Origin of the sequence: Paenibacillus terricola, assembly GCF_014779765.1 — a bacterium.
GTDB classification, from domain to species: domain Bacteria; phylum Bacillota; class Bacilli; order Paenibacillales; family Paenibacillaceae; genus Paenibacillus_T; species Paenibacillus_T terricola.
This window is the reverse complement of the sequence record NZ_JACXZA010000001.1, coordinates 1000499-1016861: the sequence shown is the minus strand read 5'-3', so window position 1 is coordinate 1016861 and position 16363 is coordinate 1000499. Positions and strand designations below refer to the sequence as shown.

General features: G+C 50.5%; 14 protein-coding genes and 1 other RNA gene. 1 reads left to right on the top strand and 14 read right to left on the bottom strand.

What is annotated here, in order from left to right; translation table 11 throughout:
• Nucleotides 1–207: 207 nt before the first annotated feature.
• The 4 genes from H8B09_RS30840 to H8B09_RS04380 form a co-directional block, all read right to left on the bottom strand.
• The gene (locus tag H8B09_RS30840) at nt 208–909 is read right to left on the bottom strand and encodes a lytic transglycosylase domain-containing protein (protein WP_191202226.1); all 702 of its coding nucleotides are present in this window, start codon (nt 907–909) and stop codon (nt 208–210) included.
• Between the two features lie 144 nt (nt 910–1053).
• On the bottom strand, nt 1054–1470 hold the full coding sequence (locus tag H8B09_RS04390; protein ID WP_191202225.1) for a hypothetical protein: 417 nt from the start codon (nt 1468–1470) through the stop codon (nt 1054–1056).
• Between the two features lie 5 nt (nt 1471–1475).
• Nucleotides 1476–1676, bottom strand: a complete 201-nt coding sequence (locus H8B09_RS04385) for a DUF1540 domain-containing protein (protein ID WP_110046452.1) — start codon at nt 1674–1676, stop codon at nt 1476–1478.
• A gap of 52 nt (nt 1677–1728) precedes the next feature.
• Nucleotides 1729–2229 (bottom strand): DUF3907 family protein, encoded by a 501-nt coding sequence (locus tag H8B09_RS04380; protein WP_191202800.1) that lies wholly within the window; start codon nt 2227–2229, stop codon nt 1729–1731.
• Nucleotides 2230–2524: 295 nt separating this feature from the next.
• Here H8B09_RS04380 and H8B09_RS04375 point away from each other — a divergent pair, with 295 nt between their 5' ends.
• Entirely contained in the window at nt 2525–4429 is a 1905-nt protein-coding gene (locus H8B09_RS04375; protein ID WP_191202224.1) for a S8 family peptidase, read from the top strand.
• 155 nt (nt 4430–4584) lie between these two features.
• On the opposite strand, the gene rnpB is transcribed toward H8B09_RS04375, so the two are convergent.
• The 10 genes from rnpB to glyQ all read right to left on the bottom strand — a co-directional run bounded on the left by rnpB (nt 4585) and on the right by glyQ (nt 16104).
• An RNA gene (rnpB, locus tag H8B09_RS04370) (RNase P RNA component class A) lies at nt 4585–4987 on the bottom strand.
• A 74-nt stretch (nt 4988–5061) separates the two neighbouring features.
• Nucleotides 5062–6183 carry a Nif3-like dinuclear metal center hexameric protein gene (locus H8B09_RS04365; RefSeq protein WP_191202223.1) on the bottom strand — a complete coding sequence of 374 codons (1122 nt, stop codon included), beginning with the start codon at nt 6181–6183 and terminating at the stop codon, nt 5062–5064.
• Nucleotides 6159–6947 (bottom strand): tRNA (adenine(22)-N(1))-methyltransferase, encoded by a 789-nt coding sequence (locus H8B09_RS04360; RefSeq protein ID WP_224753246.1) that lies wholly within the window; start codon nt 6945–6947, stop codon nt 6159–6161. The genes H8B09_RS04365 and H8B09_RS04360 overlap by 25 nt, the downstream gene beginning before the upstream one ends.
• Nucleotides 6947–7777: a hypothetical protein gene (locus H8B09_RS04355; RefSeq protein WP_191202221.1), complete on the bottom strand. Its 831-nt coding sequence runs from the start codon at nt 7775–7777 to the stop codon at nt 6947–6949. Before H8B09_RS04355 ends, H8B09_RS04360 begins: the two co-directional genes overlap by 1 nt.
• Before the next feature lie 65 nt (nt 7778–7842).
• Nucleotides 7843–8979, bottom strand: coding sequence for an RNA polymerase sigma factor RpoD (gene rpoD, locus H8B09_RS04350; protein ID WP_191202220.1), 1137 nt, complete (start codon nt 8977–8979; stop codon nt 7843–7845).
• Nucleotides 8980–8997: 18 nt separating this feature from the next.
• Nucleotides 8998–10848 carry a DNA primase gene (gene dnaG, locus H8B09_RS04345; RefSeq protein ID WP_191202799.1) on the bottom strand — a complete coding sequence of 617 codons (1851 nt, stop codon included), beginning with the start codon at nt 10846–10848 and terminating at the stop codon, nt 8998–9000.
• A 39-nt stretch (nt 10849–10887) separates the two neighbouring features.
• On the bottom strand, nt 10888–11376 hold the full coding sequence (locus H8B09_RS04340; RefSeq protein ID WP_224753245.1) for a YaiI/YqxD family protein: 489 nt from the start codon (nt 11374–11376) through the stop codon (nt 10888–10890).
• A gap of 123 nt (nt 11377–11499) precedes the next feature.
• A complete protein-coding gene (locus tag H8B09_RS04335) occupies nt 11500–12309 on the bottom strand; it encodes a pyruvate, water dikinase regulatory protein (protein ID WP_191202218.1) in 810 nt (269 codons plus the stop codon).
• Between the two features lie 832 nt (nt 12310–13141).
• Nucleotides 13142–15223: a glycine--tRNA ligase subunit beta gene (gene glyS / locus H8B09_RS04330; protein WP_191202217.1), complete on the bottom strand. Its 2082-nt coding sequence runs from the start codon at nt 15221–15223 to the stop codon at nt 13142–13144.
• Nucleotides 15224–15225: 2 nt separating this feature from the next.
• Nucleotides 15226–16104 carry a glycine--tRNA ligase subunit alpha gene (glyQ, locus tag H8B09_RS04325; RefSeq protein ID WP_191202798.1) on the bottom strand — a complete coding sequence of 293 codons (879 nt, stop codon included), beginning with the start codon at nt 16102–16104 and terminating at the stop codon, nt 15226–15228.
• Nucleotides 16105–16363 lie beyond the last annotated feature (259 nt).

The window sequence follows — 16363 nt, the reverse complement described above, 5'->3', positions numbered from 1 at the left end:
CCCTGCAAGGGAGGACCCCATGGGTTTCCAACACCTGGACCCCGGAATGGATTGTGGGATAAACAGAGCCGTAGATTATCTACTTCCTGCTGGGAGCCGCGTGCCCGTTGGGCACAACTTTCGTTCGAGCTCTTATAAAATCAAGAAAGGCTCCTCACGGAGCCTTTCGACAACGATAGTATAAGTAATTAATTGCTGTACGATTTCTTATTGCTTAGCCGCCAGAACTTTCGCTACATAACGCTGCGTTTCGACTGGGAGCGAAGACGCCAGTGCTTGGAGTTGTTCGTTCGTCGAGATCTGCAGACGATCGACACGACCCGGTCCTGCGTTATAAGCAGCAAGGGCTACTGCTTCATTGCCGTTATATTTGTTCAACAGCGAGGCAAGGTAACGAGTGCCTCCCTCAATATTTTGCGCAGGATCAAATGAATTGTAAACCCCAAGGCTCCGTGCTGTTCCATCCATAAGCTGCATAAGGCCTTTCGCGCCTGCAGAGGAGACCGCATTCGCATTATACGACGACTCTGTCTGGATAACCGCTCGAATGAGCGAAGGATCAATGCCATACTTCGATGCAGCTTCATTAATGTAATCATCGTATTCCGTTGAAGAAGCCGAAGAATCTGATTGCTGCTGCATTGAAGCATACAACAAACCATCAAGGCCTGCAATTGGCGGTATGATATTATCTCCAAGTCCGAGTGATGCGTATGACGAAGCATACGACGAAAAATCAGACGTATCCATGCCCGTCCCATTCATCATATATTGCGACAGCAGCGTATCAAATATGGAAGATTCACCCTCACCTGTTGCGGCTGTGAATGGCGATGCTGCGTAATCGCTTGTTTTATTCGTCCACTGCATCTGGAGCAGTGTTGCCATAGTACGCGGATCGATGCTCATATGATCTCTCCCGATGTTATGTAATGGTTAAAAATGATACCTTCGCATGTTTCGATATTATTTTACATGGTTTCGAGAAAGTTCGCCAGTCCCAACTCAAAAAGCCGATATTCCCGACAATCGGAAATACCGGCTTGTTTACATTCATCGGGCTGCCATATAGATCGGTATGAGCACCAGATACACGGCTGCTGCAATAATACCTAGCGTCATGGACCAGATGCCAAGCGCGCGGCTGCCTGTACTAAATGCATACAAACCTAATGCGGCTGCAGTTGGCCCCATGATGACCGGCCATAGAAACCAAGAAGCGATAGCGAATATGAGACCAATCCATCCCACTGTAGACGAGACTGATGATCTTTGCGTCGTCTCCTGATATACATGAGCCTCATGACGCTTATGCGCGTCCGGCAAATAGCCCGTATAGCTCGGGAATGCCCCAGCTTCAGCTGAAATTTCCGTATCGTCCCGCCGTTTGCGTCTCCATACCGTGCGGCGCGGATGATGATTGTTCGGTTCTTCAGGCTGTGAGCTCCAATCTTCCCAATCGTTGCCCATCTCTGTCACCTCTTCCGAAACGTTTGGCAGCAGGTGACAGAAGATTCAGTTGCTTCATCCTGATGATCGATAAATGATTCACTTGCAAATTCCGCGTAAAACGAGGCATGTGCGTCTAAATCAACCTCGATCTGATCCGCATTGCAACGATTGCCTTCCTTCCAGAACGTACAATTCGAAACGCTGCACTTGACGCCACTTGGCATCTTCATCACCTCCGCTACTAGCTTGCCGCAGCGGAGGTTTGCGCATGCGAGGTTATTTTTGCCCTTGCATGCGGCGTTGGGTCATATAGTCGTTCTCATAATAAGCAAGCTCGTCGCGAAGCTCCTCATACACTTTGGACACTGACAGCACGATTTCACGTGCAGGGCGAGTTGGAACGAAACGGAAACGAATCGCATCTTGCCCCGTGTACGCGTAACGACCATCTTCAGAATAACACTCATTCTTCGGATAGAAGAATGCGGCAACCGCTTGATGATAAGCTTCATACAGACTGCGCTCTGCAGCTTCCGTATCGAAGTTCGGACGGCGCAATACGATGCCGATTTTCTCATAGACCGTTTCCGAATACACAAGCAGATGACGCAAGTCAGCGAGCAGCCCTTTATAGAAGAGCGCCGCGCCCTCGCTCGTATCGCCGTTCGCAAGCTGCGGCACTGCATATTCGTTAAGGAACGACTCTAATTGGACAATAGCTTCCTTCAGCTTCGCGTGGGTTGTTTCGCTTAAACCTTTAACGTTGGCAACTGGCATATGGAGTTGCTCCCCTTTCTTATCCATCAAGGTGAAACGGCTGCCGCCTTCCTTCAAGCTGCACAGCGAGTTTCTTTTCCGGTAACAAATAAGCGCACCTATAAGCATCATCTTCTAGAAGTCGTTCAAACTTTTTGAACAGGAACTTATAGTGTCTTATATTTCAACAAAATCTTTATTATCGTACCATAAATGACTGCTCGATGGTACACTCCTTCGCCTCATTCTCCGCATAATTTAGATGCCGTTTTCTTACTCTAAGGAGGAATGCTGCGAACAGCCCCGCATAGGGCAGATGGAGGAATTAGAGTTGCGACAACAACAATGGAAAAGCTGGATCGCCTTGGCAACAGCTGCGCTTATCGTTCTGCCGCTTTCGTCCTGCTCGGAGCCTAAACCAAAGAGCAAGCCTGCACCATCCGCAACCACCAAGTCACGCGCGGAGTCAGTTAAAGCCGAAACGACGAGCAAGCTCAAAATTATGCAGCACGATATGGATGCCACTTCAATGCTTTGTACAACGGAATGCACCAAAGATTTCGCTCATTTGGCATCCGGACATGCAGAAGGTTCTACGAAGAGCGAGAAGATAAAAAACATGATGGACATGCATAAGCACATGCTGTACATCAGCTGGATGAACGACAAGCGTGCCGTCGAACGAGGAGCCGTTCCGGCAACTGTCCGTGACAAAGCGGATAAACTGCTGTCGGAGGCTCGTGCTGCTGTTAAGAAGGGCGACAAATACACATCATCTCCGTTCCTTCATAACGGACATCGGTACATTGTACTCGGCAGCCCTGAACCTAAGCATCTCGGAAGCGGCGTTGTTGGTCTCGTGAAGCAGGATGTCGTTGGCCAAGTCGAACGGCACCAGCGCCGGAATCTGCGGCTTGTCCCGTACCCTGCCGAAGGACACTACCGTGTTGAGTCCGTCAAAGCGAACTCGACCGAGGAAATGACTGTACGAACTGGCGAGGATAATGGCGGCGCAAGCCATTATCATGTTAACGAGGTAGTCGTACGTTTCCACAAAGACCCAACTGATCTTGAGCTTGCGCAAATCCGTAAAGACATCAATGCATTGACGATCCAAAAGCTTGGTTATACGTTTGTGTTCAGATCCGAAAAGATGGAAACGAAAACGATGATGCGTTATTTTGAGCAGCGCTGGAACCCAGTTTATGTAGAGCCCCATTATTTATATATGACGAATGATCGTCAAATACAATCAGGACAGTCGGCTCCATTATCGTTGGATGACCATAAGTCGGTTATTCCGAATGACGTACTGTATAAGGAATATCAGTGGAACTTGCCGAGAATCAGCACAGAGAAGGGATGGAGCGTTGGTCGAGGCAGCGATCAAATCCTAGTTGGCGTGCTTGATACTGGCGTTCAAGCTGATCATCCCGATCTGACGGGCAAGCTCGTCAATGGCATGAACATCGTGAGTCAAGAAGAGGCGCCGGAGGATGATGTTGGTCATGGCACGCATGTGGCGGGCATCATTGCAGCGGCTGTTAACAATGGCGAGGGCGTTGCGGGGATGACTTGGTATAACAAAATATTGCCGGTCAAGGTGCTCGACAGCAGTGGTGCCGGCTCCACTTATTCGGTCGCACAAGGCGTTATCTGGGCAACAGACCACGGAGCCAAGGTCATCAATATGAGTTTAGGCAATTATGCTGAAGCTCAATTTCTGCATGATGCGCTCAAGTACGCCTTTGACCATGATGTTGTACTTGTCGCTGCCAGCGGTAATGACAATTCAGAACGTCCTGGCTACCCGGCCGCTTATCCGGAAGTGTTGGCAGTTGCAGCAACCGATCAGAAGGGTCAGCGGGCTTCTTTCTCGAACTATGGCAAATATATCGATGTAGCCGCTCCTGGTGATTCTATCGCAAGCACCTATCCAGGCAGCCAATATGCCGCGCTGTCAGGCACATCGATGGCAAGCCCGCATGTGGCAGCACTCGCTGCGCTCATTCGGTCCATCAACCCTGAGCTTAAGAACACGGAAGTGATGGACATCATCCGGCAGACAGCAAAAGATCTTGGCGAGAAGGGCAAAGACATATACTTCGGCTATGGTCAAATCGACGTCGAGAAGGCGCTCGATGCCGCAGAACAGTCGGCTGTATCGCTGCAGCGTTACCCGCATAATGTCGCGCGTAAGTTGGGCAAATCAACCAAATAAAGCTCAAATAAGCGCAGGCTCACTGCGCTTATTTCTGTAATAAACTGATCCATCACTTCATGGAGCCTATGGCGGAAAATACAAAAAGGAGCTGCTCTGCTGTCATGATACATGACGCAGTGCCAGCTCCTTGTTCGTTAACATAATTGGTTCGTGCGGAAAGTTTGCCGTAAGCCGGGTTCTGTACTTTCGGTGGTGTAAACGGGAACGACCCTCCCACCTACTTAGCGACAATCATCTATCTAGGCCGAACATTGCTGAACGGCTCAAGCAACCAACCCGAACACGCCCCGGGCAAGGGTGCGCCTCACAGCGCTGCGTTCTCTCGGTCTTGCTCCAGATGGGGTTTACCAGGAACATAGTCACCTATGCTCCTCGTGGTCTCTTACACCACGGTTCCACCCTTACCTGATCCGGCATAAGCCGGCCATCGGCGGTCCATTTCTGTGGCACTATCCTTCAGCTCGCGCTGACTGGACGTTATCCAGCATCCTGCCCTACGGAGCCCGGACTTTCCTCTCGCGGCCTATAGCCGCCAGCGATTGTCTGTCAAACTTTCCGGTTCGCTTAGTTAGTATACTCGCAAATTTACGAAAGCTCAACCCATTATCGTAAACCAATCCAACCAAACATTATACGAATTGGAATGGCTCTGTCGATAATTGGGATGCAACGACCTCTGTCGTCGATTTACGTTCTGCAAGACGAGCAGCAAGCCACTCCGTTACACGCTGCTTCATGATCTTCTCTACGTTGTGACCAGGATCAATGATCATCATGCCGTCAGCAAGTGCATCATGTGCGGTATGGTAATCGATGTCGCCTGTTACAAGCACATCTGCACCAGCGAACGAAGCCGCTCTGACGTATTTGGAACCGGACCCGCCAAGTACGGCAAGCTTCTTCACTGGAGCGTTCAGATCGCCTACAACGCGAACGAAAGGCACCTCGAATGCCGTCTTCACACGTTCGACCAGCTCACCTAGCGATGCAGGCTGTTCCAGCTTGCCCACTCGCCCAAGACCGAAGGAACGGCCTTTCAAGTCAATCGGGTACAAGTCGTAAGCAACCTCTTCGTAAGGATGCGCCTTAAGCATTGCTTGAACGACAGCACGATGAATGCTGTGCGGCACAACAGTCTCAATTCGCACTTCTTTTACCTTCTCCAGCTTGCCCTGCTGCCCGATGAACGGATCAGTCCCTGCTCCTGGACGGAACGTACCCGTTCCTTCAATGACGAAGCTGCAGCTATCATAATTGCCGATTGTTCCAGCGCCTGCATTCCACAGCGCTTGCTGCACATGCTCTCCATGCGTTTCAGGTACGAAGACGACTAGTTTATATAGCTTATCCGTATGAACTTCCTCAAGGCTTGTGCGGCCCTCTGACACGATGCCGAGCATATCAGCCATCCAATCGTTAATGCCGCCATCCGTTACATCAAGATTCGTATGTGCGATATAAACAGCAATGTCATGCTTTATGAGCTTCTCGTACAGCTTGCCTGCTGGTGTCGATGTATCAATCTTAGCCAGTGGTCGGAAAATAATAGCGTGATGCGCAATAATCATATTCGCACCCGCTTCGATCGCTTCCTCAACAACTGCATCCGTAACATCAAGCGCAACCAATACCTTTGGAATTGGCTTGCTTAGCGTACCGAGCTGGAGTCCAATGCGGTCTCCCTCCACAGCGTAATGCTTTGGAGCAAGCTGCTCCATCAACTGCGCTACGGTTTGTCCTTTCGCAAACATGCGAGCACCTCCTCTATTTGCGCCATTTCAAGGCGGAACTGCTTCGCGCGAACGATCGCTTCATCGGCTCCCGACTGTTCCATCTGCGTACATATGCGATCCATCTTACGGAGCTCGCTATCCCATTTGAGATAAAATACTTCATTAGGTTCAGCAAGCAAGTAAGGTCCAAATCGGTAAATCAGCTCGACAGCCTCATCATCACTGATGAGTGAATTCGCTTGAACAGGAAGATGCAAAGCCTTGTACAACTCTCCATTATGCAGCGCAGCATCCTCCACCCGCGTCGCGCGAAGCACTTCATAAATTTTGCCGTCTTCTTCGAGAATCCGTTCTTCCATAAGTGCCCAGCCATGCTCTGTAAGCCAATGGCGGACTGCATCTTCCCCTACGTTCGGTTGAAGCACAAGCTCTTTAACCTGCTCCAGCTTCCCTGCGACACGGCCTTCTTCGAGAATAGTAGCGATCAGATGACCGCCCATACCAGCTATTGTTACTGTATCCGTCTCGCCAGGTGTGACGACAGCCATGCCATTCCCTTTGCGCACATCAACCTTTTGCGATAGCCCCGCCTCGCGAACCTGCCTGCGCGCAGCTTCGTAAGGCCCTTGATTCAGCTCGCCAGCAATGGCTGAAGGACACTGACCCTTAGATACAAGATAGACCGGCAGCAACGCGTGATCCGAGCCAATATCGGCTACACGCGCACCGTCGGTCACAAGCCCCGCAATTGTGCCAAGGCGATGAGACAATTTCGTTATCATTAAGCGACCCACGCAATCCATTGTTTTCTTAATCCGAATAGCAGCCCGCCGCCAATGGCAATCTTAGCGAACATAAGCAGCTGCGGCCAAGCACGTTCTTCTACGAACATCGCACTGTACACTTCCGGCATAAACCAAATGAAGCAGCCCACGATGAACAATACCGCTGCAACCGGACGCGACCAGCGTTGAATAAACCAACTGAACCAAGCAAATACGAATGTGATCGGCAGCCAATACAGCTGGATCTCATACCAAGGAGGTTCCGCATCCCGTCTTGCAAGCACCCATGCATATAACAGCAGCAGAACAACCCATCCTGCTAATTGAAGCAGCGATAATCGGGCACCGATGCCATAACAGATCCACAGCAGCGCGCATCCTGCTAGCAGCAGCGCCTTTGAAGACCAACTGTCATAGCTATGCTGATGAAGCAAATAGACGCCCATACCAAGCAATCCTAGCATATCCAACCCGATAACAGCGATACCTGCCGCCTCGTTCTTACGCCGAATTCGTTGGCCGTACCAGAGCAAAAGCACGAAGCCAACAGCCGTTACGCCTATTTGCAATAGCGGGTGAAAAGCGTTAAAATGAAGTACAACGAAGCAAATCAAGGAAAAAAAGACAATTGCAAACAGCCATTGTTTGCCTGAAGCGCTTCTTGCAGCTTCAGCAGCGCGTCCCGTTAACCGGGTCGATGGCTTTACTTGTTCCGCTTGTTCAGCATACAGATTTAGCAGGAAATCGCAATAATGATCCGGCAGCAGCTTGCTTTTGTGCCAATATTCGATTTCTTGTACGATGACTTTTCTTCGTTGCTGATCCATAATCCGCTCCCCCTCAGATTTGGAAAAAAAGACCTTGCTGCATAAAGCAGAAAGGTCCTAGGCGATTATTCAAGAAAATCTTTCAATCGCTTGCTGCGACTTGGATGTCTCAGCTTGCGAAGCGCCTTGGCCTCAATCTGGCGAATCCGTTCGCGCGTAACGCCGAACACTTTGCCGACTTCCTCCAACGTACGCGTACGTCCGTCATCGAGTCCGAAACGAAGGCGAAGTACGTTCTCCTCCCGCTCCGTCAGCGTGTCCAGTACGTCTTCAAGCCGCTCCTTCAGCAGCTCATAAGCGGCTGCGTCCGCCGGCGCAAGCGCCTCCTGATCCTCGATAAAATCGCCAAGATGCGAATCGTCCTCTTCACCAATCGGTGTTTCAAGCGATACCGGCTCTTGTGCAATCTTCATGATCTCTCTTACTTTATCGGTGCTAAGCTCCATCTCCGCCGCGATTTCTTCTGGCGTCGGTTCGCGTCCCAGCTCTTGCAGCAGTTGACGGGAAACCCGGATAAGCTTGTTAATGGTTTCAACCATATGGACCGGAATCCGAATGGTACGTGCCTGGTCGGCGATCGCACGGGTAATAGCCTGACGAATCCACCATGTTGCGTAGGTACTGAATTTGTACCCCTTCGTATGGTCGAATTTCTCGACGGCCTTGATCAGACCCATGTTGCCTTCTTGAATCAGGTCGAGGAACAGCATGCCGCGTCCGACATAACGCTTCGCAATACTTACAACGAGACGCAAGTTCGCTTCCGCAAGACGGCGCTTCGCTTCCTCATCGCCCTTCTCGATCCTTTTGGCCAATTCCACCTCATCATCTGCCGATAACAGCGGAACCCGTCCAATTTCTTTTAAATACATGCGCACCGGATCATTGATCTTGATGCCTGGCGGCAACGATAGATCATCATCGAAATTAAATTCGTCGTGCTCTTGATCTCTATCCCGATCATGCTCGTCCCGACTCATCGGGGAGTCATCGTCATTCTCATTGACAACCTCGATTCCTAAGTCATCAAGCTGCTCGAAAAACTCATCGATTTGTTCCGGATCCTGATCGAACGGGGCAAGCTTCTCCATTATCTCTTTGTACGTTAAGGAGGATCTCTTCTTACCGTGATCGATCAGTTGGTCTTTAACCAACTCAAGCTTCTGCTCCGTATCTAGTTCAGTATGTTGATCATTCGCCATATTCCGACTCCCTCCTCCCTAGAAACGATCGTCCTGCCGTCCTTTCAGCTGTCTCTCTAGGGCTATAATCTCACTTGCAATTTGCACAGCCTGCGCAATGTCTCCGGATCGCTCCGCCCGCACCAACTGTTCCTTCTTCTGTTCAAGCTCGCGTAAACGAGGAACTTTACGAATTTCCCGGATAAAATCATCGAGCAGCTGCTCATTGAATGGAAAATCGCCGTCCATTAACAGAATCGAAGCGGCTGTTCGCTCAAGACGATCGTCTTGAAGCGTGGAGATGAACCGTTTGACATCAGGATCATGACCTTGCGCATAAAATGCATATAAATAAGCAGCAAGCGCTGCGTGATCCTCAACATTAAAAGCATCGCCTAATTGATCGTGCACCGTTCGAGCCGTTGCTGCATCCCGCATCATAACGGACAACAATTTCCGCTCAGCCTGCTGATAAGCAGGCAACAATGCAGGAGGTCCGTAAGACGAAGGACGCTTTTCATTCCTACCATTATTCCACGAAAAATCGTTATTATCCCTTGGACCTTGCAAATTTTGATTTGTCAAGCGAACCGCGTTAACATCCTGGTTCAGCGTATTCATCGAAACGTCAAATTCACGTGACAGTTCCTTCAGGTACACCTCACGATCAATCGCCGACTCAAGCTCAGCCACGATTTTGGCTGCTTCAAGCAAATATTTGCGACGCCCATCATCTTCTTCTAGCATATGGTTTTTTCGCAAATATATAAGCTTAAATTTCACAGCCGAAACGGGGTGATCCATAACGTCGCGCAGGAATGCGTCGGGGCCGTAAGCATCAATCGCCTCGTCCGGATCCATGTTGCCAGGCAGCATTGCGACCGATACGACCAACCCTGCTTTCTCGAACATCGGGATCGCCTTCATGGCAGCCGCTTTACCTGCCGAGTCGCCATCATAGCAAATGATGATTTCGTCAGCCGATCGGGCTAAGATCGCCGCATGCTCGTCCGTCAGTGCCGTCCCCATTGTCGCAACACCATTACGAATGCCTGCACTCCATGTCTTGATGACGTCCATATACCCTTCGAACAAAACAACCTTGCGCCGTTTGCGTATGTCGGGCCGGGCGTTGTTGAAGTTGTACAAGATGCGGCTCTTCGTAAATAACGGTGATTCCGGAGAGTTCAAATATTTGGGCTGTCCATCTCCCATGATGCGTCCAGCGAAAGCAATCACTTTGCCGTCTCGGTTCCAAATCGGGAACATAATCCGTCCGCGGAAACGATCCACATAACCGCTGCCATCCTGCTTCGCAGACAGCAACCCGCCTTTCTCCATCAATGGAAGTGGAAACTTCCTTGATTCAAGAAACTTAGCGAGCGTATCCCAAGACTCCGGCGCATATCCGATCGAGAACTGGTCGATCATCTTGTCTGACAATCCACGTCCACGCAAATAGGCAAGCGCCGATTGGCCCTGCTTCGTATTCATCAACAAGTGATGATACAGCTTGGCTGTCAATTCGTGCGCTTCAATCTGCTTGTCGCGGTTCGGATCTGCCGGTGGTCCTGCATCCGCAGCATCAGCCCATGTAACGGGAATTGCCGCTTCCTCAGCCATTACACGTACCGCCTCAGGGAACGAGTACCCTTCGATCTCGGCGATGAAACGAATGACGTTGCCGCTCTTGCCACAACCATAGCAGTGGAAAATCTGCAGCTCGGGAGTGACGGTAAACGACGGCGTTCGTTCGGAATGAAATGGACATAGGCCTTTCATGTACTTCCCGTTTTTGGTGAGATGCACGTACTTGCCAACCGTCTCCACGATGTCATGCGCGTTGCGTACCGCTTCAATGGCGGATTCCGGAATTTTTCCGTATGCCACATTACTCACCCTTATCCTCTTGCACCTAATTACTATTCGCTAAGGCTGACTAATCTCCTGCCGTGGGCTCAAAAGTTTTGTCAGTTTTTGCTGAAACCGCATTCGATCCTCATCCGTCAAAGCCCTCGGACCCTTGGTGCGGCCTCCTGCGCGGCGTCTTCGTGCCGACTCGTGGCGACGCTCCAGCAAATAGCCGATTTGCTCCTCGACGATTTCTTCCCCTCGATTAGAAAGCACCAACCCGCCTTTGGCGAGCACAAGCGATGACAGTCCCAAATCCTGCGTTACAACAATATGTCCCCGCTTCACAAGATTGACGATGTACAAATCGACCGAATCGTTCCCGCGGTCAACTTGAATCACTTGTACCCCCGCTGCCGGCTCAAGCCAATGGTCATAGGACGATACCATAATGACAGGAACCTTGAACTGCTCTGCAACGAGAGCAATTTCACGTTTGACCGGACAAGCATCGGCGTCGACGAGGATCACTCTTTCCTGTGCAACTGATTGCATTTGGGGCTGCATAGCCAACATCACCATTCATCGATTGATTAAATAAAATATCTTACTATTAGAGGTTGTTCAAAATGTCCGCTTTTGATCACGAACTATTATATACGGCATTTTTCTTTAAAATCCTGCTCAAGGTTAATTCTGAAGTCGAATCCGCTCCATAATTAGGCTTGCCGTCTCTTCCACTGCGCGGAACGATACGTCAATTATCGTACAATCGAGCTGCTTCATAATACTTTCGGCATAGGCCAATTCCTGTTCGATTCGCGTCGTCGCTGCATATGCCGCACTATCCGGAAGACCAAGCGCCTTGAGACGTTCCTTCCGAATGATGTTCAGATACGGAACACCGATCGTCAGACCGATGATTTTATCCTTCCGAATCTCGAAGAGTTCCTTCGGCGGCTTCAGCTCTGGCACGAGCGGAACGTTGGCAACCTTGTACTTCTTATGTGCGAGATACATCGACAACGGCGTCTTCGACGTCCGGGATACCCCGACGAGAACGATGTCCGCCTTAAGGACTCCCGTCGTATCGCGAGCATCGTCATATTTGACAGCGAATTCGACTGCATCCACTTTGCGAAAATAGTCGGCGTCCAGCACGTGGTTGAGCCCCGGCTCCTGCCTTGCCGATTTGCCCGTCTGACGCTCAAGACTCTCCACAAGCGGTCCTAGCAGGTCAATACACTCAACCCCTTGCGTTCGGCCGAGTTGAATCAGCGCTTCGCGAAGCTCGGGAATAACAAGCGTGAACAAAATGATCCCGCCCGTCAGCTTGGCCCGCTGGATGACTCGTTCAAGCGCTGACACATCTTGAATAAAGGGAGCTCTGCGAATATCCGCATGAATCGGATGGAATTGCGCCGCAGCTGCTCTGACAACGAATTCGCCTGTCTCGCCCGCGGAGTCAGACACGACATAAACGATCAGATTTTGTTCCATACCTGGCTCCCTTAGCATTTGGCACGATTCGTAGCGGTGGTAAGTTGGAGTTCTCACCCGCTGCGGTGCGAAATGTTCCTGCGATCGCTGTTGTCCTCGGATTGTCTGAACTTATGAGATCGTCACAATGTAACAATCCGAGGACAAAGGCGAACACTTAAAGCTTTTCGGAGAAAAGCTGCTTCGAAAGCATAATCCCCTGTTTCTACGGAACAATTCCGCCCCTTCGCTCCACGTCCATCTCATGCCAACTGCTTCCCTTTTTTAATGATGATCGCTCGTCCAATCCGGACTCGCGTAGCTGCAAATCCTTCGCAGCTTGACCCTCTTTACTGTTGGACTAGCTTTATAACGAAAAAAGTGCAGCGTTCGCTGCATAAAGTTCACCATACATATTACGTAAGCAACTTACTTTTTGAGACGCTTGTTACCTATTTGACGTGAAGGTATATTTTACCTTCACTCATCAAAGATATTCATGATGTAGGGCCATAAAATGGCCCCATCATTTTATCTCCATCTGTCAACGCATCGAACGAGTAATCCCTCACAGTCTTTCTACTCCGTGAGCGGAGTCTAACGACGCGAGCGACCAAGTTACCCAAAAAAATGAGGTGAGCGCAGCGCCTACTTCAGCGGAGAGGACAGAATCATTCTGGAGAAACGAGCTTATGCTTCCGATGCTAGCTTTCCTCCGGAAAGCTTTTAGCGCTCGCCTTTGTCACTCGGATTGTTACCACTTCTGAACTCATATAATCAGAACAATCCGAGGACAACAGCGATCGGAAGAATGATCTGTCTTCGCAGCGTTGAACTTTCTACAATGTCACTTCTACCAGACCAACTTACTCACATCAGCGAGCTTCACAATATCTGCCGAGATCGATGCCAACGTAGCCAACCGGTTACGACGCACTTCTTCTTGCTCCGCCATTACCATGACCGAGTCGAAGTAGCCCGTAATCGGGGCCTTCAGCGACGCGAGCGACTCCAGTGCAGCTGCAACATTGCCACTAGCAAGCTGCTCCGAATACGCCGGATGCACCGATTTCCAAGCATCGTACAGCGAACGTTCCGCAGCTTCCACGAAGAGCGTCTCGTTCACTTCCGACGTCTCTGCCTTCGCCGCCAGATTGTTTACACGGCTCCATGCATCAACGACCAGCTTGAACTCATCTTTCGTTTCGCCTGCCGCACGTGCTGCCAGTACTGCAGCGCGTTCAACCGTCAGCTTAAGATCGTCGAAACCAGCAGCCATTACCGAATCTACAACGTCGTAACGTACACCTTGCTCCGTCAATACGTTCTTCACGCGCAGAGCGAAGAAGTCATACAGGTCTTTACGAATGTCAGCGGCAGAACGTTTCAAACCGCGCTGCTCGTGAACCGAAATCGCGATATCGAACAGATCGCCGAGTGCAAGCGGCAAGCTTTGTGCCAGTACGGTCTGTACGATACCTGCAGCTTGACGACGAAGTGCGTACGGATCTTGCGAGCCCGTTGGGATAATGCCGATCGAGAAGCAGCCGACGATCGTATCGATTTTGTCGGACAAGCTGACGATTGCGCCTGGCAGCGTTGCCGGCGCACGGTCGCCTGCGAAGCGAGGCTGATAGTGCTCATTGATTGCTTTGGCAACTTCTTCGCTTTCGCCTGCTTTGCGCGCATAGTCTTCACCCATGATGCCTTGCAGCTCTGGGAACTCGCCGACCATCAGTGTAACGAGGTCAAACTTGCTAATATCAGCGGCACGGCTAATGTCAGCTGCTGTAGTTGTATCAGCACCAACATGCGATGCCAGCTTGTCAGCAATGACGCGGATGCGGCGTACTTTGTCCGCTACCGTACCAAGCTCTTCTTGATACACGATCGTCTCCAGCTTCGCCAATGCGTCTGCAATTGCGAGCTTCTGATCTTCCGCGTAGAAGAACTTCGCATCGGACAGACGAGCGCGAAGAACTTTCTCGTTACCTTTGGCAACAACATCAAGCGATGTACGGTCGCCGTTACGAACGGTAACGAAGAATGGCAGCAGCTTGCCTTCCTTATCAAGGACAGGGAAGTAACGCTGATGTTCGCGCATCGACGTAATCAGAACTTCTTGCGGAATGTTCAAGAACGAAGGGTCGAACGTACCGAACAGAACGCTTGGCGTCTCAACCAGGAACAGAACCTCTTCGAGCAGATCTTCCTTGACCGCGATTTCCCAGTCTTTTTCCTTAGCAAGCTCTTCGATCTGACGAACGATCTCCGCTTCACGCTCTGCGATGTCAGCAATGACATACTGTGCGCGCAGTGCTTCCACATAATCAGCAGGCTTTGCAATCGTCGTCTCGGAACCAAGGAAACGGTGGCCGCGCGTTACATTGCTGCTCTGAACACCAGTAATCTCGAGTGGAACGATGTCTGTACCGAACAGCGCGATCAACCATTTGATCGGACGAACGAACTTCAGATCATAGCTGCCCCAACGCATGTTCTTAGGGAACGTCATCGATGTAATGATGCCCACGAGACCTTCAGACAGCACCGTTGCCGTCTCGACGCCTACGCTGCTTTTGTTGCCGTAAACATATTCAACGCCAGCCAGTTCTTTAAAATAAAGCTGTTCCGGTTCGATGCCTTGGCTGCGTGCGAAACCGAGTGCTGCTTTGCTCCATTCGCCTTGCTCGTTTTGAGCGATTTTGCGCGATGGACCTTTCACTTCCTCGTTCACGTCCGATTGCTTCTCGGCAACTTCACTTACGAGAACAGCAAGGCGGCGAGGCGTCGCGTAAGCTTCTACCTTGCCATAAGCAATACGGGAGTCATCCAGCCATTTGGACAATTTATCTTTCAATTGGTTAACCGCAGCGCGTACGAAGCGTGCGGGCACCTCTTCAAGACCGATTTCGAACAAAAGATCTTTTGCCATAGTTACGCATCTCCTTTCTTAAGCAGCGGGAATCCGAGACGTTCGCGTTCCTCCAAGTATGTCGCTGCGCAAGCGCGAGCGAGGTTGCGGACACGAATGATATAGCCCGTACGCTCTGTTACGCTGATTGCACCACGCGCATCAAGCAGATTGAATGCGTGCGAGCATTTGAGAGCATAGTCATAGGCCGGGAAAACAAGATTGCTCTCGAGTGCATTCTTCGATTCTTCCTCGTACATGTTGAACAGTTTGAACAGCATTGCCGTGTCAGACTTCTCGAACGTATATTTGGAATGCTCGAACTCAGGTTGCAGGAATACGTCGCCGTATTTCACATCGCCAACCCACTCCAGCTCGAACACATTTTCTTTCTCTTGAATGTACGAAGCCAGACGCTCCATACCATACGTAATCTCAACAGCGATTGGGTTCATATCGATGCCGCCAACTTGTTGGAAGTACGTGAACTGCGTAATCTCCATGCCGTCCAGCCATACTTCCCAGCCAAGACCCCAAGCGCCAAGACCTGGATGCTCCCAGTTGTCTTCAACGAAGCGAATGTCATGATGGGCAGGGTCGATGCCGAGACGCTTCAAGCTCTCAAGATACAGCTCTTGAATGTTGTCTGGCGACGGCTTCATGATCACTTGGAATTGGTGATGCTGATACAGACGGTTCGGGTTCTCACCATAACGACCATCTGCCGGACGACGGGATGGTTCAACATAAGCGACATTCCAAGGTTCTGGACCGATTACTCGGAGAAAAGTCATAGGGTTCAGCGTACCTGCACCCTTCTCGACGTCATATGGCTGTACGAGAATGCAGTTTTGTTCCGCCCAGAATTGCTGCAGCGTAAGAATCATGTTCTGGAAATTCATTTTCATAAGCTCTACTCCTTTTTAGTATGTGTTCAAAAAGTCGGGTTTTCAGCACCGAAAAGATTGCGAGAACCTGAATAGCGTATCCTTACGCTGAGGTTATTTGCTCGCAGGTTGTAACACCTGAAGGGTCGCAAATAACTTCAGGAGGAACGGAGTGTAGGCAAAACCTACATGATACAAGGTTTCCAGCGGAAACCTACATCGAAAGCATAAACTCCGGACTCCGAAGGTGAACGCAAGCTTCGACGTCGAATTG